Source organism: Streptomyces sp. SP18BB07 (assembly GCF_036322545.1).
GTDB lineage: Bacteria > Actinomycetota > Actinomycetes > Streptomycetales > Streptomycetaceae > Streptomyces > Streptomyces deccanensis.
On the sequence record NZ_JAQYWT010000341.1, the window covers coordinates 84288 to 103218 of the forward strand.

The 18931-nt window shown below is 72.9% G+C and carries 16 protein-coding genes and 2 pseudogenes; 14 read left to right on the top strand and 4 right to left on the bottom strand.

What is annotated here, in order from left to right:
- Nucleotides 1-100: 100 nt before the first annotated feature.
- From PUR53_RS30635 to mug, 10 genes are read left to right on the top strand one after another with little or no spacing between them, the layout of a single operon-like run.
- The gene (locus PUR53_RS30635; RefSeq protein ID WP_239752233.1) at nucleotides 101-490 is read left to right on the top strand and encodes a response regulator transcription factor; all 390 of its coding nucleotides are present in this window, start codon (nucleotides 101-103) and stop codon (nucleotides 488-490) included.
- Nucleotides 487-1344, top strand: a complete 858-nt coding sequence (locus PUR53_RS30640; RefSeq protein WP_329910337.1) for an ATP-grasp domain-containing protein — start codon at nucleotides 487-489, stop codon at nucleotides 1342-1344. The genes PUR53_RS30635 and PUR53_RS30640 overlap by 4 nt, the downstream gene beginning before the upstream one ends.
- The gene (locus PUR53_RS30645) at nucleotides 1341-2132 is read left to right on the top strand and encodes an ATP-grasp domain-containing protein (RefSeq protein WP_329910339.1); all 792 of its coding nucleotides are present in this window, start codon (nucleotides 1341-1343) and stop codon (nucleotides 2130-2132) included. The genes PUR53_RS30640 and PUR53_RS30645 overlap by 4 nt, the downstream gene beginning before the upstream one ends.
- A 9-nt stretch (nucleotides 2133-2141) precedes the next feature.
- Nucleotides 2142-3416, top strand: a complete 1275-nt coding sequence (locus PUR53_RS30650) for a hypothetical protein (protein WP_329896835.1) — start codon at nucleotides 2142-2144, stop codon at nucleotides 3414-3416.
- Nucleotides 3413-4237 carry an ATP-grasp domain-containing protein gene (locus PUR53_RS30655; protein WP_329896834.1) on the top strand — a complete coding sequence of 275 codons (825 nt, stop codon included), beginning with the start codon at nucleotides 3413-3415 and terminating at the stop codon, nucleotides 4235-4237. Before PUR53_RS30650 ends, PUR53_RS30655 begins: the two co-directional genes overlap by 4 nt.
- Nucleotides 4225-5517 (top strand): MFS transporter, encoded by a 1293-nt coding sequence (locus PUR53_RS30660; RefSeq protein WP_329896833.1) that lies wholly within the window; start codon nucleotides 4225-4227, stop codon nucleotides 5515-5517. The genes PUR53_RS30655 and PUR53_RS30660 overlap by 13 nt, the downstream gene beginning before the upstream one ends.
- Before the next feature lie 50 nt (nucleotides 5518-5567).
- The gene (locus PUR53_RS30665) at nucleotides 5568-7046 is read left to right on the top strand and encodes a sensor histidine kinase (protein WP_329896832.1); all 1479 of its coding nucleotides are present in this window, start codon (nucleotides 5568-5570) and stop codon (nucleotides 7044-7046) included.
- Nucleotides 7043-7729, top strand: a complete 687-nt coding sequence (locus PUR53_RS30670) for a response regulator transcription factor (protein WP_329896831.1) — start codon at nucleotides 7043-7045, stop codon at nucleotides 7727-7729. Before PUR53_RS30665 ends, PUR53_RS30670 begins: the two co-directional genes overlap by 4 nt.
- A gap of 32 nt (nucleotides 7730-7761) precedes the next feature.
- Nucleotides 7762-9204, top strand: coding sequence for an adenylosuccinate lyase (gene purB / locus PUR53_RS30675; RefSeq protein ID WP_329896830.1), 1443 nt, complete (start codon nucleotides 7762-7764; stop codon nucleotides 9202-9204).
- A 44-nt stretch (nucleotides 9205-9248) separates the two neighbouring features.
- Nucleotides 9249-9746, top strand: coding sequence for a G/U mismatch-specific DNA glycosylase (mug, locus tag PUR53_RS30680; RefSeq protein WP_329896829.1), 498 nt, complete (start codon nucleotides 9249-9251; stop codon nucleotides 9744-9746).
- A gap of 43 nt (nucleotides 9747-9789) precedes the next feature.
- Here mug and PUR53_RS30685 read toward each other — a convergent pair whose 3' ends face one another.
- Complete coding sequence (locus PUR53_RS30685; RefSeq protein ID WP_329896828.1) at nucleotides 9790-10233, bottom strand: hypothetical protein; 444 nt, start codon at nucleotides 10231-10233, stop codon at nucleotides 9790-9792.
- Between the two features lie 187 nt (nucleotides 10234-10420).
- Here PUR53_RS30685 and PUR53_RS30690 point away from each other — a divergent pair, with 187 nt between their 5' ends.
- Complete coding sequence (locus tag PUR53_RS30690; protein WP_329896827.1) at nucleotides 10421-11578, top strand: ROK family transcriptional regulator; 1158 nt, start codon at nucleotides 10421-10423, stop codon at nucleotides 11576-11578.
- 78 nt (nucleotides 11579-11656) lie between these two features.
- On the opposite strand, the gene PUR53_RS30695 is transcribed toward PUR53_RS30690, so the two are convergent.
- Nucleotides 11657-12418, bottom strand: coding sequence for a GntR family transcriptional regulator (locus PUR53_RS30695; protein WP_329896826.1), 762 nt, complete (start codon nucleotides 12416-12418; stop codon nucleotides 11657-11659).
- Between the two features lie 162 nt (nucleotides 12419-12580).
- Nucleotides 12581-13471 (bottom strand): RNA polymerase sigma-70 factor, encoded by an 891-nt coding sequence (locus tag PUR53_RS30700; RefSeq protein WP_329896825.1) that lies wholly within the window; start codon nucleotides 13469-13471, stop codon nucleotides 12581-12583.
- A gap of 160 nt (nucleotides 13472-13631) precedes the next feature.
- Between PUR53_RS30700 and PUR53_RS30705 the strand changes: the two are divergent.
- Nucleotides 13632-14381 (top strand): annotated as a pseudogene (locus tag PUR53_RS30705) (alpha/beta fold hydrolase); the annotation flags it as partial.
- Between the two features lie 651 nt (nucleotides 14382-15032).
- Here PUR53_RS30705 and PUR53_RS48320 read toward each other — a convergent pair.
- A pseudogene (locus PUR53_RS48320) lies at nucleotides 15033-15491 on the bottom strand (EamA family transporter); the annotation flags it as partial.
- Between PUR53_RS48320 and pdxR the strand changes: the two are divergent.
- Together pdxR and PUR53_RS30720 are read left to right on the top strand one after the other, a co-directional pair.
- Nucleotides 15482-16927 carry a MocR-like pyridoxine biosynthesis transcription factor PdxR gene (gene pdxR, locus PUR53_RS30715; RefSeq protein WP_329910340.1) on the top strand — a complete coding sequence of 482 codons (1446 nt, stop codon included), beginning with the start codon at nucleotides 15482-15484 and terminating at the stop codon, nucleotides 16925-16927. The pseudogene PUR53_RS48320 and the gene pdxR sit on opposite strands and share 10 nt — an antisense overlap.
- A 365-nt stretch (nucleotides 16928-17292) precedes the next feature.
- On the top strand, nucleotides 17293-18888 hold the full coding sequence (locus tag PUR53_RS30720; RefSeq protein WP_329910341.1) for an alkaline phosphatase D family protein: 1596 nt from the start codon (nucleotides 17293-17295) through the stop codon (nucleotides 18886-18888).
- Nucleotides 18889-18931 lie beyond the last annotated feature (43 nt).

Here is an 18931-nt window from a genome sequence, read left to right on the forward strand (position 1 = left end):
GTCACTCATTCCCCTCTCACACCTGACTCACCGGGGCGGCTCAAGCTGAAGGTCAGCTGAAGACACCTTCGCTTCACCTTGCGTTCACCCGGAGGACACCATGTCGCGCATCCTGGTCGTGGAGGACGAGCCACACATAGCGACCCTCGTGGTCAAGGCGCTGCGCCGGGACGGGCATGACGTCGTACTGTCCGAAGACGGCGAAGTGGGGCTGTTCATCGCCGAGGCGGACGGCGTCGACTGTGTCGTTCTCGATCTCGGCCTGCCCGGACTGCCGGGCGGGGCGATGCTCGGGATGCTGCGCGAGGACCATCAGGAGCTGCCGGTCGTGGTGCTGACCGGGTACGACGATCCCGAGCACCGGGCGGAGTGTCTGGCCGCCGGGGCCAATGTGTTCCTGACCAAGCCGTTCACCGTCACCGCGCTGCGCGGCGCGGTCCGTGAGCAGCTCGCCGTGGCCGGGGCCGCGGCCGCCTGGGGCTGCCGATGAACCGCGTGGTGATCCTCACCGACGCCCGGTATCTCGCGCAGCGTATGCCGGGAGCCCTGGTCGACGCGTTGCGTGGACGGGAGGCGCCCGCCGTGCTGGCCCCGGCGGACCGGTTGGTCGCCGAGGTCGGGGCGGACGAGGACCCCGCACCGGGGCGGGTGGCGACCCGAAGGGCGCTGCTCGCGCTGCAGCCGGGTGACCTGGTCGTGCCCCGGACCCGGAACGCGTTCGCCCTGTCACTGCTGCTGCGGGCCCAGTTGAGCGGTGTGCGCACGGTCAACCGTTGGGAGGCCGTCCAGGCCGTACGGGACAAGCCGTACACCGTGCAGCTCCTGGCCCGGGCCGGGGTGCCCACACCGGTCACGTTCCTCGCCGACCGGCCGGACTCGTTGGCCGACCTGCCGGACACGGCCTGGCCGTTGCTGCTGAAGCCCCCGTACGGCGACAACGGCCTCGGGATCGTACGGGTGGACTCCCCCGGCGAGCTCCGGCGGCTGCCGTGGTCCGAGGGCATGGTGCTGGCCCAGCACTACGTCGATGTGGCGGGGGTCGACGTGAAGCTGTACGGAGCGGGCGACGTCGTGTGGGCGGTGCGGCGCCCCTCGCCGCTGCTCCCGCCGGCGGAACGGGGCGAGCCGGTTCCCCTGCCGGTCACCGACGAGTTGCGGACGCTCGCGCTCGCCTGCCGGGACGCCTCCGGCCTCGAACTGTACGGCGTGGACGTACTCCCGTCCCCCGACGGGCCGCTGGTGGTCGATGTGAACGACTTCCCCAACTACACAGGTATCGCCGAGGCCCCCGACGCGGTCGCCGATCTCGTCGAGTCCCGGCTGACGGAGGTGGTCCCCCTATGACCGCGACCCTGGCCGGAAGGCGCATCGTCCTGGTCCACGGCAAGAAGCCCACACCCCACTCCATCGTCTGGACCGTGCTGGCGGGACTGCGTGCTGAGGGCGCCCGCATCGGCACCTGGCAGGACGCCCCGGATCTTCCCCGGTCCGTCTTCACCGGCGCCGACCTGGTCATCCTGCGCTCCGTCCACCCCGCCACCGCGGATCTGGCGCGGGCCGGCGCCCCACCGGAGGCCTCGTGGTGCAATCCGCCGGAGGCCACGGCGATGGTCGCGGACCGGGTGGAGACCTGGCGGCGGCTCCTGGCGGCGGACCTCCCGGTGCCCGCCGCGCGGGTCGTGCGCGATCCGCGGGCGGTGACCGCCATGGCGGCGGAGGGGCCGGTGGTCGCGAAGACCCCGCTGGGCAGCCGTGGGGAAGGGGTGACGGTGCTGGAGCGGGGCGACAGCCGTCCCGTCGCCGGCCGGGGCCCCTGGCTGGTCCAGGACCGGGTCCCGGGCGACGGCTGGGACCGCAAGCTGTTCGTGATCGGGTCGCACGTCCACGGCACGCTGCGCCGCTGGCCGGCCCGGGCGCTGTCGGACAAGGTGGGCCGGCCGCTGCGCCTGGACTCCCGCCTGGCGGCACTGGCGCTCGCCGCGGGCGACGTGTTCGGGCTCTGCGCCTACGGCGTGGACGTGATCGACGGGCCGGACGGACCGGTGATCGTCGACGTGAACGCCTTTCCCGGGTTCAAGGGAGTACCCGGTGCGCCCGGTTTCCTCTTCGACCACCTGCTGGGCCACCTGTAGGGAGCCGCCATGCGCGTAGTCGTCGTCGGTGCCGGAAAACTGGGGTGCGGCTATCTGGTGCCCCTGTTCCTCGAAGCGGGACATGAGGTGGTGCTCGGCTGCCGGACCCGTGACACGGCGGATCGCATCCGGTGCGTCGGCGGTTGGCGTGTGCGGGTCACCGGGGGGAGACCCGAGGAGGTCCACGACGTCACCACCGTGTCGGTGGGCGCGGACCTGGACGAGGCCGTGACGGCCGCGGACCTGGTCGTGCTCAGCGTCGGTGTGGCCAACGCCGCCGAGGCCGCCCGGAGCCTGGTGCCCGGGCTCGTCGCCCGCCGAGGGCGGCCGGTGGATGTGTGGGTGGTGGAGAACGCCGAATGCGCCCACCGGGTGAACGAGGCGCTCCGCGACACCGCCGCGGCCCGCGGAGTACCGCTCCCCCCGATCGGGGTCGCCGGGGCGGTCGCACGGGTGGCCGTGGGCCATGGCTGCTGGCGCGAGCCGGGGGTGCCCGAGTTCCTCCGCGACACCCCGCGGCAGCTTGCCGTCGACGCCCGTCCCCTGCTCACGGCACCGCCCACGCTGCCCGGCGTGCGTACCACCGGCCAGTACCGCGCCCGGCTGCACGAGAAGCTGTTCGTCTACAACGCGGGTCACGCGCTCGCCGCGTACCTCGGCTGGCTGCGCGGCCACCGCACCGTCGACGCGGCGATCGGTGACCCATTCGTCCGGCCGGTGGTGGCCGGCGCCCTGCTGGAGGGGCGGCGCGCGATCCTCGCCGCGTATCCGGGACTGCGGCGGGGCCCGCAGGTGGACCAGTGCGGCGACGTGCACGGGCCGGTGGCAGAGGCGCTGGCCCGCTACGGCAACACCGAACTCGCCGACCCGGTCACCCGGGTGGCCCGCGAACCGCTCCGCAAGCTCTCCCCGGGCGACCGCCTCCTGGGCCCGGTCGCCCTGCTGCGCGGAACCCGCCACCGGGTCCCGGCGCACTTCGCCCTGGGCATCGCCGCGGCACTGCTGTACGGGTACGACGACGAGGCGGTGCCCGCGGCCGACACATCGGCGCGGCGCCTGCGCCGGCTGCTGGACGAGCGGGGTGTGTCCGCCGTACTGGCCGGTGTGTGCGGCCTCGCGGCCGACGACCCGTTCGCCGCCGCGATCGCCGTCCGTTACCACGGTTTCGTGTTCACCGACGACGGCGTGCGCTTCCCGCCGACGGCCCCGCTCCCCGACATCGTCGCCCGCGCCGACGCCGTCTCCCGCCGGAGGGAGCCGCTCCCCGGTCAGGTGGCGCGGTGAGCCGTCCGCGGGTCTGCGTCCTGATCGAGGCGGGCGCGGACCCGGGCCGCAATCCGCTGCTGCGACCGCTTCACTCGGCGCTCGCCGCACGCGGCGCGCGGTGCACGGCCTTCGACGCCACCGCGCCGTGGAGCCCGTGCGACCTGCCGCCGGCCGAGGTGTTCCTGATCAAGGGCGGCGATCCCGCGGTGCTCGGTGCCGCCGGGGCCGTGGCCGACGCGGGCGGCGTCTGTCTCAACGGTCTGGACACGACACTGCGGGTCATCGACAAGGCCCGGGTCCTGGCGCTGCTCGGCCGGGCGGGGCTGCCGGTCCCGGCGACGACCGTGGCGGCCGACGCCGACGCGGTGGCGGGGCTGCTGCGTGCGGCAGGAGCTCCCCGGTTCGTGAAACCGCTGTGCGGGCGGCTCGGCCGGGGAGCGGGTGTGCTGTCCCCGGGGGAACGCCCGGAGGGCACCGGCCCCTGGCTGGTGCAGGAGGTCGTGGACGGGCCCGGCTACGACTACAAGGTCTGCGGTGTGGGCCGCCGGGCCGCGGTGCTGCGGGTCCGGGTCGAACCCGGCCGCCTCGACGTGCCGCGTGTGCCCGTGCCCCATCCGGACCCGTGTCTGACGCGGCTCGGGCTGCGTACCGCCGAGGTGTGCGGACTGGTCTGCTGGGGCATCGACGTCGTCGTGGGCGCCGACGGTCCGGTCGTCGTCGACGTCAACACCTTCCCCGGCTACCGGGGTGTGCCGGACGCGGCCGTATGGATCGCGGACGCGGCCCTCGCCACGGCGGACACCCGCGTGGGTGGCGGGAGGCCGGCATGGGCGTATTGAAAAGCCTCCACCGGGCCGGTGTCCTCGGCCCCCATCCGGTGCGGGCCGTCGTCGTGGAGGGCTTCACCACCCGGCTCGCGTTCGGCGTGGTGATCTTCGCGATGCCGTTGTACGCCCGGCAGCTGGGCATGTCACTGACGGAGATCGGCGCGCTCGTCGCGATGAAGGCGCTGGTCGAACCGGCCGTGAAACCCTTCATGGGCCGGGCGGTGGACCGGTGGGGTGCCCGCCGCGGATATCTGACCGCGGTGACGGTACGTCTGGTCGCGTCGGTGCTGCTGTTCACCGCCACGACACCCGCCTCGCTGTACGCGACGCGCCTGGTCCAGGGCGCCGCTTCGGCGGCACGCGATCCGGCGTCCATCAGTGTGATGGCCGACTCCGGCGAGCGGAGGCTCGGGCGGGCCTTCTCGCTGTCGTTCGGCGCGAAGGACCTGGGCGCCGTCTCCGCGGGGGCGCTCGGCGGACTCCTGCTGGCCGGGAGCGGCAACGACTTCCGGCTGCTGTGGGCCTTCGTCGCGGCCATCTCCCTCGTACCGGTCGTCGTGGTCTGGCTCTGGGTGCCGCCTCCCGAACGGAAGCCGCCGGACTCGGTACCCGCCGGCCCCGCCGCGAAGAGCGGTGACCCGACGGCCGTCGAGTCACCGGGTGGGCACTCGCTGAAGGACCGGAACCCGGCAGGGTCACGGTTGTTCGCCGACCGTCGGCTACGGCTGCTGTGCGCGCTGGGGCTGCTCGCCGGAGTGACCGCCCACATGACCCACGGTCTGTTCCCCATCCTGGCCGCCGAGGTCGCGGGCCTCACTCCCGGGCAGATCGGCGCCATCTACTCCGCGTCCGTGTTCGTACTGCTCCTGGTCGGGCCACTGGCAGGCCTGGCCGCCGACCGGTTCGGCGCGGCGCCGCTCACCGGAGCGCGCGGGATCGCCAACGCGCTGTCCTCCGTTCTGTACCTGGCCTTCCCGACAGCCGCCGGCATGCTGAGCGGCCGACTGGTCGACGACGCGGGAAAGGCCGCTTTCCGGCCACCGTGGGGAAGCCTGCTGGCCCAGGCGGCGCGCGGAGCCGGGCCCCGGGGCGGCCGAGTCGCCGCAGGCCTCGACACCGCGCTGTCGGTCGGCGAGGCCGCCGGGCCGGTCATCGCCGCCATGCTGTGGGACGTGTGGGGTCTGGCGGTGTTCCTGCTGGTCCGCGCCGCTCTGGGCATCGCCACCGAGTTGCTCGTCACCCGGCGTCTGGTTCATACCGCGCCCGCGCGCGCGGAGCGGATCCGACCCTGACGGGCGTACCGGGAGTGCCGGGGGTGGCGGCGCAACTCACGATGAGTGCGATGAAGACGACCTTGCGGAACCGGGTGCGCACCCTCACCGTGGTGCGGTCGGTCCGCGTGCGTGTGCTCGCCTCCATCCTGCTGCTCACCGCACTGGGGATGACGCTCACAGGGGTCGCGATCTATGTGGTGCAGAAATCCCGGATCGACCACCGGGTACGGCTGCATGTGAACCGGGAGGCCACGGAGTTCGAGCTGTTCCACGCCACCGCCGTCGATCCGGAGACCGGCAAGCCGTTCGCGTCCCTGGAACGGCTGCTGCTCACCGCCACCCGGCGCAACGTTCCCGACGAGCACGAGGCGCTGCTCTCCCTGATCGACGGCGCCGTGCGCTATTCGACTCCCGAGTCCAAGGCGGGACTCCTCAGCGCCGACCGGGCCTTCCTGCGCACGGTGCACACGGTGATCGACGGCGAACGGCCGGCTCTCAGGGTCGTCGACACCACGGCGGGACGCGTGCAGCTGGCCGTGCGTCCCGTGACCCGTCAGGGGCGCACGGGAGCCTGGGTCATCGCGCACTGGACCGAGAGGGAGGCGGCCGAGTTCGCCGACGTCATGCGGGCCTACATCGTCACGGCACTCGGGGTTCTGCTGCTGGCGGCACTCGTCGGCTGGTTCGTGACCGGTCGGCTGCTGGCGCCCATCACGGTCATGCGGCGCACGGCCCTGCGGATCACCGACACCGACCTCACCCAGCGGATCAGGGTCAGCGGCAACGACGACCTGTCCGAACTGGGACGCACCTTCAACGTGATGCTCGGCCGTCTGGAGAAGGCGTTCACCGATCAGCGGCACTTCCTGGACGACGTCGGGCACGAGCTGCGCACCCCGATCACCGTCGTGCGCGGCCATCTCGAACTGGTCGACAGCCGCGAACCGGCCGAGGTGGACGAGGTCAGAACACTGGTGATCGACGAGCTGAACCGGATGGCGCGCATGGTCGACGACCTGCTGCTGTTGGCGCGGGCGGAGCAACCGGATTTCCTGCGCCTCGCGGCGGTCGACGTCGGAAGCCTGATCGACGAGGTCTGCGACAAGGCGCGCGCACTCGGCGACCGCCGCTGGCGGGTGGACGCCCGGGCGGAGACCGAACTGCGCGGCGATCACCAACGTCTCACCCAGGCCCTGCTGGAACTGGCCCACAACGCGGTCACGCTGACCGGGGAGAACGACACGGTCGCTCTGGGCTCCGCGGTCGACGAGGCGGACGGGTCCGTGCGGCTGTGGGTCCGCGACACCGGCCCGGGAGTCACGCCCGACGACGCGGCCTGCATCTTCGGCCGCCACCAGCGCGGCGCCTCGTGCCGCCGCGGCGGTTCCGGGCTGGGCCTGTCCATCGTCAGAGCCATCACCGAGGCGCACGGCGGACGCGTCGTGCTCGACTCGCACCCCTGGCGCGGTGCCACGTTCACCCTCGTCATCCCACGAGATCTCGCCGCCCGGCACAGCGGCCTCCCGACCCGGGCTCCTGTCCGATGAGCCGGATCCTGATCGCGGAGGACGAACCGCGCATCGCCGCCTTCCTGGAGAAGGGGCTGCGGGCCCAGGGGTTCGTCACCACGGTGGTCGGCGACGGAGCCGCCGCGCTCGACCGCGCCACGAACGGGGAGTGCGACCTGCTCGTCCTCGATCTCGGGCTTCCCCTGATGGACGGCTTCACCGTGCTGCGCCGGCTGCGGCTGGAGCACGCGGACCTGCCCGTCGTCATCCTCACGGCACGCGACTCGACCGACGACACGGTCGCCGGACTCGAAGGCGGCGCCGACGACTACATGGTCAAGCCGTTCCAGTTCGCGGAACTGCTGGCGCGCATCCGGCTGCGGCTCCGGGTGAACCGTACGGCGGAGCCGACCGTGCTGCGGCACGGCCGCCTCTCCCTGGACCTGCGCACCCGGCGGATCCGTGTCGACGGTCGTGTGGTGGATCTGACGGCCAGGGAGTTCGTCCTGACGGAGTGCTTCCTGCGCAACCCCGGCCAGGTGCTCTCGCGCGAGCAGTTGCTGTCCCAGGTCTGGCGGTACGACTTCCATCCGGGCTCGAACATCGTGGACGTGTACGTCCGCTACCTGAGAAACAAACTGGGCCGCGATCGCATCGAGACCGTACGGGGCATGGGCTATCGCCTGACCGACCCCCCGGACCAGCCCGAACAGGGCGCGTGACCCGCCGCGGGTGCCGGGTAAACTCCGTCCACGTGACTTCTGCGCCAGCCAAGCCCCGCATCCCGAACGTCCTCGCCGGACGCTACGCCTCCGCCGAGCTCGCCACGCTCTGGTCGCCCGAGCAGAAGGTGAGGCTGGAGCGGCAGCTCTGGCTGGCCGTGCTGCGGGCCCAGAAGGACCTCGGCATCGAGGTGCCGGCCGAGGCGCTCGCCGACTACGAGCGGGTCCTCGACACCGTCGACCTGGCCTCCATCGCCGACCGCGAGAAGGTCACGCGGCACGACGTGAAGGCGCGGATCGAGGAGTTCAACGACCTCGCCGGGCACGAGCACGTGCACAAGGGCATGACCTCCCGCGACCTCACCGAGAACGTCGAGCAGCTGCAGATCAGGCTCTCCCTGGAGCTGGTCCGCGACCGTACGGTGGCCGTGCTGGCGCGCCTCGGCAAGCTCGCCGGTGAGTACGGCGAGCTGGTCATGGCCGGCCGGTCGCACAACGTGGCCGCGCAGGCCACCACCCTCGGCAAGCGGTTCGCGACCGCCGCCGACGAACTGCTCGTGGCGTACGGCCGGGTCGAGGAGCTGCTCGCCCGCTACCCGCTGCGCGGCATCAAGGGCCCGGTGGGCACGGCCCAGGACATGCTGGACCTGCTGGGCGGGGACGCCGGCAAGCTGGCGGAGCTGGAGGACCGGATCGCCGGGCACCTCGGCTTCGCGCAGGCGTTCACCTCGGTCGGCCAGGTCTACCCGCGCTCGCTGGACTACGACGTGGTGACCGCGCTGGTGCAGCTGGCGGCGGCGCCGTCCTCCCTGGCGAAGACGATCCGGCTGATGGCCGGGCACGAGCTGGTGACCGAGGGCTTCAAGCCCGGTCAGGTCGGCTCGTCCGCCATGCCGCACAAGATGAACACGCGCTCGTGCGAGCGGGTCAACGGCCTCATGGTCATCCTGCGCGGCTACGCCTCGATGACCGGCGAACTGGCGGGCGACCAGTGGAACGAGGGCGACGTGTCCTGCTCGGTGGTGCGCCGGGTCGCGCTGCCGGACGCCTTCTTCGCGCTGGACGGTCTGCTGGAGACCTTCCTGACCGTCCTCGACGAGTTCGGCGCGTTCCCGGCGGTCGTCGCGCGTGAGCTGGACCGCTACCTCCCCTTCCTCGCCACGACCAAGGTGCTGATGGGCGCGGTGCGCGCGGGCGTCGGCCGTGAGGTCGCGCACGAGGCCATCAAGGAGAACGCCGTCGCCTCCGCGCTGGCCATGCGTGAGCAGGGTGCCGAGCGCAACGAACTGCTCGACAAGCTCGCCGCCGACGACCGCATCCCGCTGGACCGTGCCGGGCTGGACGCGCTTATGGCCGACAAGCTCTCCTTCACGGGGGCCGCCGCCGACCAGGTCGGCGTCGTCGTCGGCCGGATCGAGGAGATCGTGAAGCAGCGCCCGGAGGCCGCCGGCTACACGCCGGGAGCGATCCTCTGACCCGCTGGACCCAGGCCGAACTGGAGGCCGCCCGCGACCGGCTGGTGCCGGACGTCACCGCGGACGGCCTCCGGGTCCTTTTCTGCGGCATCAACCCGGGGCTGATGACGGCCGCCTCGGGCCACCACTTCGCCCGCCCCGGCAACCGTTTCTGGCCCGTCCTGCACCTGTCCGGCTTCACGCCCCGGCTCCTGAAGCCGTCCGAGCAGGGCGAGCTGCCGTCGTACGGGCTCGGCATCACCAACGTCGTCGCCCGTGCCACGGCGCGCGCCGACGAGCTGACGGCCGAGGAGTACGTGGAGGGCGGCCGGCTGCTGACCGCCAAGGTGGAGCGGCTGCGCCCGCGTTGGCTCGCGGTGGTCGGTGTGACCGCGTACCGCGCCGCCTTCGGCGACCGCAAGGCCGCTGTCGGACCGCAGGGGCGGACGATCGGGGCCTCACGCGTGTGGGTGCTGCCCAACCCCAGCGGGCTGAACGCGCACTGGACCGCGGCGACGATGGCGGAGGAGTTCGCCAGGCTGCGCGTGGCGTCGCAGGACTGACCGACCGCCCGGCCCGCGGTCGGGGTCGGGGTCGGGGTCGGGGTCACGGAGGGTCTGTCTCCGTTATCAGCGCGACGAGCTGGAACGGCAGCTCCTTGTCCCACTGGGAGACCCCGAGGGCGACCCAGCGGCCGTGGCCGTCGGCCTGCCAGAGGTGCACATCGGGCACGTGTGAGCTGAGCGGGCCCCAGGGCTCGGGTATGTCCTCGCCCTCCTGGTAGCGGCTGGACACGCTCCACAGACTGAACACGTCCGGCGGCCCCCATCGCTCGGCGAGGCGCTCGGACAGGGCGTCGCGGTCCGCCTCGAACTGGACCTCCGTCTCCTCCCGTTCCATACCGTCGTCGTCCCAGAAGTCCTCGCTCGTCGCTAACTCGGCGAGGTGGTAACCGGGGCCGGCCGTGCCGACGTCCGACCGGCCGTGCGCCGTGGGGAACTCCTCGGAACACAGCCGGTCGATCGTGACGAGATGCCGCGCGATGGTCATGTGCTCCAGTAAAGCTCGCGCCACTGACAATTGGCACGGCGTCAGGACACGGGGCGGGACACGAGGCCAGGCGGCGGTGTCCAGGGGCCCTGGGGGATTGCGCAGGTCGGGGGCGGCGGGCACTCGCCGGGGTGCGCCGTGGCGAGTACGATCCGGCAGACACGGGCGCGAGCTGGGAGGACGGGCGTTGGGGCCACTGACCGGCGGGGATCCTTCTCTGCTTCGAAGAATCAACTCGGCCGTGGTGCTGCACGCGCTGCGGGCCACGGACCACGCGACGCTGACCGAGATCACCAGGGTCACCGGGCTGTCCCGGCCCACGGTCGAGGGCGTCGTGGAGGGGTTGGTCGAGGCCGGTCTGGTGGTCGAGCGGGCCGCCGAGGAGGGCGCCGCCAGGCGGCAGGGGCGCCCGGCGCGGCACTACCGGTTCCGGGCCGAGGCCGGCCATCTGCTGGGACTGGATGTGGGCTCGCACCGGGTGGCGGCGCTGCTCGCGGACCTCGACGGGCGGGTGCTGGGCTCGCTGTCCAAGGAGATCTCCGAGTCGGCGTCGGCGGACGAGCGCCTGGAGCGGCTGCGCTCGACCGTCGCCGAGCTGCTCCGCAGGTCGGGTGTGTCGCGCGATTCGCTGCGGGCCGTCGGCGTGGGCAGCCCGGGGGTCATCGAGGCCGGCGGGGCCGTACGCCTGTGCGCGGCCCTGCCGGAGTGGACGGGCCTGAACCTGGGCGAGCGGCTGAGCCGGTCCTTCAAGTGCTCCGTGCTGGTGGAGAACGACGCCAACGCGGCCGCCGTCGCCGAGCACTGGAAGGGGGCCGCCACCGAGTCCGACGACGTGGTGCTGGTGCTGGCGGGGCTGAGCCCCGGCGCCGGTTCGCTGATCGGCGGGCGGCTGCACCGGGGGTACGGCGGCGCGGCCGGGGAGATCGGGGCGCTGCACCTGCTGGGCCGGGAGGCCACCCCCGAGGCGCTGCTGTCCACCACGGGCGAGCCCTTGCACCCGCTGGACGAGCAGGCGGTCGCCGAGGTCTTCAAGCACGCGCGCGAGGGCGACGTACGGGCCCGTGAGGCCGTCGACCGTTTCATACAGCGCCTCGTCCACGACGTGACGGCCCTCGTCCTGGCCCTCGATCCCGAGCTGGTCGTCGTCGGCGGCTGGGCGGCCGGCATCGACGACGTCCTCGACCCCCTCCGCCGCGAGCTGGCCCGGTACTGCCTGCGCCCGCCCCGGGTCGCTCTCTCCCGGCTGGGCGAGGCGGCCGTCGCCATGGGCGCGCTGCGGCTCGCCCTGGACCACGTCGAGGAGCAGCTCTTCGCGGTGGAGGGCACGGTGACGGCGCGCCGCTGAGCCGCCGCCGGGCACGAGTACGCCGTGCCCCGCGAGAGGGAGCACGGCGGGTACGGCCGGGAGGCGCTGCCCGCGTCGTCAGGACGCGTGGCGCTCCGGGCCGTGGTGGATCTCGACGCCGCCCGAGGCACCGAAGGTCAGGCGGCACGTGTCAGCACGGTAGGTGGCCAGGGAGACGGCCGCCGTGCGTCCCTCGGCGAAGAAGCGGGTGGTGACGACCAGGACGGGCGCGCCGGGCAGCCGGTCCAGCTCCTTGGCGTCGTCCGCGCGGGCGGAGCCCAGCTCCACCGAGCGGTCCTGTCCCTCCAGCTCCAGGCGCTGCAGCTCACGCAGGACGGCACGCGCGCGTGCGGCACCGGAGGGGGCGTCTATGGCGGAGAGGGCGGGCACGGAGGCCGCCGGGATGTAGAGCAGTTCGGCGGCGACGGGCTGACCGTGCGACATCCGGGAGCGGCGTACGACGTGCACCTGCTCGCCGTGGACGCTCTCCAGGATGGCGGCGACCGCGGCGGGCGGTGCCGAGGTTGTGCAGTCCACGGCCTGCCAGGCGTCGCCGACGGTGCCCGGCCACGCGTGCTGCTCGGTGCCGACGGCGACACCCACGCGCGGGGGCGCGACCGTGGTGCCGACACCGCGGCGGCGCTGCAGTCGGCCCTCCAGTTCGAGCTGCTCCAGCGCTTGGCGGAGGGTGGCCCGGGCGACGCCGAAGCGGGCCGCGAGGTCACGTTCGTTGGGCAGGATCTCCCCCACCGAGAACTCGGAGTCCAATGCCTCAGTGAGCACGGTCTTCAGATGCCAGTACTTCGGTTCCGGCACCGTTTCCAGCTGCTGGGTCCCCACCCTGTCCTCCGCTGCTTCGCCGTGGCCCGGCGGCGTTTTTAGCGCCCTTGTTTATTAAAGGTTGTTGCACTTTCTTGCGACCATAGGCGTGCCCCCACCCTTGGTCAAGACCAATCATCGAACCCTCGGGCATTCGACAGATCGGACGCCGGGCAGCGTTCATCAAGGCTTCACGGCCGCCAGGGAGAGCAGCTTCTCGGGGTTGCGGACGATGTAGACGCACTGGATTCGCCCGTCGGCGACGTCGAGTTGGAACACGCTGTCGACCGTGTCGCCGGTCAGGAGGACCACGGCGAAGCCGCCGTTGATCTCCATGAAGCGGAACGAGGCGTCCCGCACACCCTTGCCGGCCGCGCCGTGCACGAACCGTCCCACCTTGTCGGCGGTCTCCAGGACCCGCACCGGGGCCTTGCCGATGCCGCCGCCGTCGCCCACCAGACGGACGTCGGGTGCGAGCAGCGCCATGAGTCCGTCGAGGTCGCCGCCTTCCGCGGCGGCGAGGAATTTCTCCGTCAGCTCGCGGCGTTCGACGGGATCGACCTCGTAGCGCGGGCGCCGCTCGTCGACGTGTCTGCGGGCCCGCCCGGCGAGCTGGCGCACGGCCGGCTCGGCGCGGTCGATCATGGCCGCGATCTCGGCGTACGGGTAGCCGAAGGCCTCCCGGAGCACGAACACGGCGCGTTCCAGCGGCGAGAGGGACTCCATGACGACCAGGACGGCGAGGGAGACGGTGTCGGCGAGGACGGCCCGCTCGGCGGTGTCCGGGACGGTGTCCGCGTAGTCGGTGACGTACGGCTCGGGGAGCCATGGGCCGGGGTAGGCCTCGTTGCGCGCCTGCACCTGGCGCAGCCGGTCGATGGCGAGGCGGGTGGTGACACGGACCAGGTAACCGCGCGGTTCGCGGACATCGGAGCGGTCGGCGCCGGACCAGCGCAGCCAGGCCTCCTGGACCACGTCCTCGGCGTCGGCGACCCGGCCGAGCATGCGGTAGGCGACTCCCATCAGGACGGGGCGGTGCTCTTCGAAGACGTCGATCGCGATGTCGGTGGTCACCGTTCCATCCCAACCCGAGGGGCGGGGCCGTGTCCAGGCGATTCCCGCGTTGCGCGCGGCTTGTTACTCCCGGGGACTACCCGCCGGTAGCAGTTGCTGACAAGCTGTCTACGACCGCCGTGCGCCGGCGTGTCCATCCGCCCAGACGAGGAGTCGCACCATGTCCGCCGCCACGGTCTCCTTCCAGGTCCCCTCCCCGCTCGGCCCGCGATCCGTGACGGTCTCCTACACCCGCGAGGGCACCGGTGAGCCGTTGCTCCTGCTGCACGGCATCGGCCACCACCGGCAGGCCTGGGACCCGGTGACGCACATCCTGGCGGCGGAGCGCGAGGTCATCACCGTCGACCTGCCCGGCTTCGGCGCGTCGCCCGCGCTGCCGGACGGCCTCACCTACGACCTGCCGACGACGACCGCCGTCTTCGGTGCCTTCTGCGAGGCGCTGGAGCTCGACCGCCCCCATGTGGCGGGCAACTCCCTGGGTGGTCTGCTCGCCCTGGAACTGGGCCGCGAGAAGCTCGTACGGTCCGTCACGGCGCTGTCCCCGGCGGGGTTCTGGAACGAGGCCGAGCGGCGCTACGCGTTCGGCGTGCTGCTCACCATGCGGCACATCTCGCGTCGGATGCCGCTGTCGCTGGTCGAGCGGTTGTCCCGGTCGGCGCTCGGCCGCACCGCCCTGACGAGCACCATCTACGCCCGTCCGAGCCGCCGTTCACCCGAGGCGGTGGTCGCCGAGACGCTCGCGCTGGCGGGCGCCACCGGGTTCGACGAGACCCTCCGGGCCGGTGGCAGCGTCCTGTTCACCGACGACATCCCCGGGCTCCCCGTCACCGTGGCCTGGGGCACCCGGGACTGGCTGCTCGTCCGACGTCAGGGCGTCCGCGCCAAGCGGGTCATCCCCGGCGCCCGGCTGGTGCGGCTGCCCGGCTGCGGCCACTGCCCCATGAACGACGACCCCGCGCTGGTCGCCCGCGTCATCCTCGACCACAGCCGCCGACCCGCCCTCCACAGCAGCCGACGACCCGCCGTTCACGGCGGTCGCCGCCCAGCAGTGGGTCAACGCCCCCGACCCCAGGGCGACCCCGGCGCCCACCAGCGCGCTGCCGACGGCCTGCGCGGCACCGTAGGAGCCCGTGCCGACGAGGGGCGCCGTGCAGGCGGCGGCCACCGGAATCAGGCCGGAGAAGAGGGTGGCGCGCTCTGCGCCGATGCGCTGCATGCCCATGTACCAGCACACGAAGCCGACCACCGTGACCACCGCCGCCTGCCACAGCAGCGCGACCGACTCCGTGCCGTCCGGGCGGCGCAGCCACGCGCCGCCGTCGACGGCCACGCCGACGACGGCCGACTCGACCGCGGCCACCGCGCACACGGTCGCCGACAGCAACCGCGGTCCGAGCGGTCGCAGCACCGGCACGGCCAGCACCGCGAAGCCGATCTCGCCCGCCAGCGCGCACACCGAGAAGACGATGCCCGCGCCGTCCGTACGGCCCCAGCCCTGGACGGTGAACGCGCCGGCCGCCACCAGCAACGCCCCGTGCAGGACGAGCCGTTGGGGTCGCCGCCCCTCCGTCAGCGGGACGAGGACGGCCACGGCCACCGGGGCGCAGCCCACGAAGACCCCCGGCACCGCCGGTTCCGCCGAGCGTTCGGCGGCGAGCACGGCGATGTTGAAGCCGACCATGCCGACCGCCGCGAGCAGCCCCAGCCGCGCCCACTGCCGTGCGGTGAGACGGCGCAGCGGTGCCGTGCCGTCCCGGCCGAGCAGCGGGAGCAGCAGGAGACAGGCGAGGCCGTAGCGGAGGAACTGGCCGCCCGCGTACGGGTAGTCGCCCAGGACGCTGTTGGCGGTGAAGGAACCGCCGACGAGCACGCAGGCGAGGGCGGCGAGGAGGGCACCGGAGATCGCGGACGGGGTCCGGGGTGTGCCGGTCGTAGTGGTCGGGATGGTGGGCGTGGGCTTCATGGTCGCGACGTTAGGGAGGTCGGCGGTCCGGCTTAAGGTCCACTTCCATGACGTCATCGGGGACCAATTCCGACCAAGGCCACGCACTCTCGGGATCCGCTCCGTGGGCCGCCGCCTGGGAACTGCTGCTGCCCGTCGCGGACGCGCCCGCACGCGCGCGTGGACGCACGTTGCAGGCGGCGCTGCGGGAGGCGATCCGGTCGGGGCGACTGGCGCGGGGGACGCGGCTGCCGGCGAGCCGGGAGCTGGCCGCCGACCTCGGGGTCTCGCGGGGGCTGGTGACGGAGGCGTACGAGCAACTGGTCGCGGAGGGGTATCTGCGCAGCGGCCGGGGCGCCGGGACCTGGGTGGGCGCCGCCGTGCGCACGCCCGCGCTGCCACGCGCGCGTGACCTCGCTCCGCGTCCGCCGGGCGCCCGCGCCGACTTCGTGCCCGGGACGCCCGACCTGTCGCTGTTCCCCCGTGCGGCGTGGGCGGCGGCCCAGCGCGGGGTCCTCGCGGAGCTGCCGCATCACGAGCTGGGCTATCCGGATCCGCGCGGGCTGCCCCGGCTGCGCACCGCGCTCGCCGAACTGCTCGCCCGGCGGCGGGGCGTGGTCGCCGACCCGGAGCGGATCGTCGTCGTCTCCGGGGTGGCCCAGGCCACCACGCTGCTCGGATCGGTGCTCCACGCGCGCGGGACACGCGTCGTCGGCGTCGAGGACCCCGGCAGCCCCGAGCACGGGACGCTGTACGCCGCCACCGGGCTCGACACCGTGCCGTTGCCGCTGGACGAGGAGGGGCTGGCGGTCGGGCCGCTGCGGGAGTCGGGGGTGCGGGCGGTGGTGACGACGCCGGCGCACCAGTTCCCGACCGGGATCGCGTACTCCGCGCGGCGGCGGGGCGAGCTGCTCGACTGGGCGCGGGCGGTGGACGGGCTGATCGTCGAGGACGACTACGACGGGGACTTCCGCTACGACCGCGCGCCCGTGGGGGCGTTGCAAGGGCTCGACCCCGAACGGGTCGCGTACACGGGGTCCGTGAGCAAGTCCCTCGCGCCGGGGCTGCGGCTCGGCTGGCTCCTCGTACCGGCGTGGCTGGCGGAGGAGGTCGTCGAGCGCAAGCGGACGATGGATCTCGGGCATCCCACCCTCGACCAGGCACTCTTCGCGCGGTTCGTGGAACGGGGGGACTACGACCGGCAGTTGCGGCGGTGTCAGCGGGCGTACCGGGAGCGACGTGACGTGCTGGTGTCCGCGCTCGCCGAGCACTTTCCGGGGGCGGAGGTGTCGGGGATCGCCGCCGGGTTGCATGTCATCGTGACGCTGCCGGAGCGGTACGGGGTGGTGGGGCGGTTTCTTGAGCGGGCCGGGGAGGGTGGGGTGGGGGTGCGGGGGTTGGGGGCGTATGGGCGGGTGCCGGATACGCGGGTGCGGTTGGTGTTGGGGTACGCGCATCTTTCTCCTGTGCGGATTCGGGAGGGGGTGGGGGTGTTGGCGGGGGTGGTGGGGTGACGTCAGGGTTTCTCGCCCCCGCCGCCCCTACCCGTCCCATCCTCAAGGGGCTGCGCCCCTTTGGCCCCCAGGCGTCCGTTCGGTGGGGGCTGGTCGCGCAGTTCCCCGCGCCCCTGAAAGGCCTACGGCCATTTCGGGGCGAAAAAGCAGGGGCGCAGCCCCGCTTTTTCAGGGGCGCGGGGAACTGCGCGAGAAGCCCCACCGGGCCCGCACCCGACAACGCACCCCGTACCCCCGCACTCTCCCGCGGTGTCGGCTTCCCCCTAGGCCCGCGCAGTTGTTCACTTGTCGTTTCCGTGTGCGCTGCGGCGTGCGCGTAGTTGTGGCTGTGCACATTGGCCGGATCCGTCGCTGGAGGCGCATTCATGTCACACCGTCCGCCGAGTTCCCTGCCCGGTCGCCGCAGCGTGCTGCGCGGCTCGTTCGCCGCGTCGGCGGCGCTGGCGCTGCCCGGTTCCGTCGCGCTCGGTTCGGCGCCGGCGCTGGCCCTGTCGGGGCGGCCCGAGGCCGGCTGGGGTGTGCAGGCCGGGGACGTGACCGCGCACTCCGGGCTGGTGTGGGTGCGGTCGGACCGGCCGGCCCGGATGATCGTCGAGACGTCCGCCACCGAGTCGTTCCGCAACCCGCGCAGATGGCACGGCCCGCTGCTCGGCGCCGGTACCGACTTCACCGGTACGACGCGGCTGCGCGGGCTGCCGTCGGGCGAGCAGATCCACTACCGGGTCCTGCTCGCCGATCCGCACGACCCGCGCCGCACCGGTGAGCCGGTCACCGGCACGTTCCGTACGACGTCGCTGAAGCGGCGCTCCGGGGCGCGGTTCGTGTGGTCGGGCGACCTGGCGGGGCAGGGCTGGGGCATCAACCCGGACCGGGGCGGCTACCGCATCTTCGACGCGATGGGCGCGCTGGACCCGGACTTCTTCCTGTTCAGCGGTGACACCATCTACGCGGACGGTCCGATCGCGGCGACGGCGGCGCTCCCCGACGGCGGCACCTGGCGGAACGTCACCACCGAGGAGAAGTCCAAGGTCGCGGAGACGCTCGCCGAGTTCCGGGGCAACTTCCGCTACAACCTGCTCGACGAGAACCTCAAGAGGTTCAACGCCCAGGTCCCCGCGATCGTGCAGTGGGACGACCACGAGGTCACCAACAACTGGTACCCGGGCGAGATCCTCACCGACAGCCGGTACACCGAGAAGAGCGTGGACGTGCTGGCGGCGCGGGCACGGCGGGCGTTCAGCGAGTACTTCCCGATCTCGACACTGCGGCCGGGCTCCCAGGAGGGCCGGGTGCACCGCGTGGTACGCCACGGCCCCCTGCTGGACGTGTTCGTGCTGGACATGCGGACGTACCGCAACGCCAACTCGCCCGACACGCAGACCACCGACCCCGTGGGCATCCTCGGCGCCGAGCAGCTGGCATGGCTCAAGCGGGAGCTGGCGCAGTCGCGCGCGGTGTGGAAGGTGATCGCTTCCGACATGCCGCTGGGCCTGGTCGTGCCGGACACCGGGGACGGCAAGCCGAACATCGAGGCCGTCGCGCAGGGCGACGCGGGGGCGCCGCTCGGGCGGGAGCTGCAGATCGCCGAACTGCTGCGGTTCATCAAGCACCGGAAGGTCACCGGCACGGTGTGGCTGACGGCCGATGTGCACTACACCTCGGCGCAGCACTACCAGCCGTCGCGGGCCGCCTTCACCGACTTCGAGCCGTTCTGGGAGTTCGTCTCCGGCCCGCTGAACGCCGGCGCCTTCCCGGCGAACGCGCTGGACGGCACCTTCGGCCCCGAGCGGGTGTTCGTCAAGGCGCCGACCACGGCGAACGTCTCTCCGGCGGGCGGCTACCAGTTCTTCGGCGAGGTCGACATCGACGGCCACAGCGCGGAGTTGACGGTGCGGCTGCGGGAGCAGGACGGGACGGTGCTGTACACGAAGGTGCTCCAGCCGGGGCTCGTCGGGCAGTGACGGTCACCTTTGGCATCGACTAGGACAGCACCAGTCGTACAAA

What these genes read in the sequence shown, in the direction of transcription:
- PUR53_RS30635 (WP_239752233.1), top strand. Translation starts at nt 101, where the DNA reads ATGTCGCGCATCCTGGTCGTGGAGGACGAGCCACACATAGCGACCCTC.
- PUR53_RS30640 (WP_329910337.1), top strand. Translation starts at nt 487, where the DNA reads ATGAACCGCGTGGTGATCCTCACCGACGCCCGGTATCTCGCGCAGCGT.
- PUR53_RS30645 (WP_329910339.1), top strand. Translation starts at nt 1,341, where the DNA reads ATGACCGCGACCCTGGCCGGAAGGCGCATCGTCCTGGTCCACGGCAAG.
- PUR53_RS30650 (WP_329896835.1), top strand. Translation starts at nt 2,142, where the DNA reads ATGCGCGTAGTCGTCGTCGGTGCCGGAAAACTGGGGTGCGGCTATCTG.
- PUR53_RS30660 (WP_329896833.1), top strand. Translation starts at nt 4,225, where the DNA reads ATGGGCGTATTGAAAAGCCTCCACCGGGCCGGTGTCCTCGGCCCCCAT.
- PUR53_RS30665 (WP_329896832.1), top strand. Translation starts at nt 5,568, where the DNA reads ATGAAGACGACCTTGCGGAACCGGGTGCGCACCCTCACCGTGGTGCGG.
- PUR53_RS30670 (WP_329896831.1), top strand. Translation starts at nt 7,043, where the DNA reads ATGAGCCGGATCCTGATCGCGGAGGACGAACCGCGCATCGCCGCCTTC.
- PUR53_RS30685 (WP_329896828.1), bottom strand. Translation starts at nt 10,233, where the DNA reads ATGACCATCGCGCGGCATCTCGTCACGATCGACCGGCTGTGTTCCGAG.
- pdxR (WP_329910340.1), top strand. Translation starts at nt 15,482, where the DNA reads ATGACGTCATCGGGGACCAATTCCGACCAAGGCCACGCACTCTCGGGA.
- PUR53_RS30720 (WP_329910341.1), top strand. Translation starts at nt 17,293, where the DNA reads ATGTCACACCGTCCGCCGAGTTCCCTGCCCGGTCGCCGCAGCGTGCTG.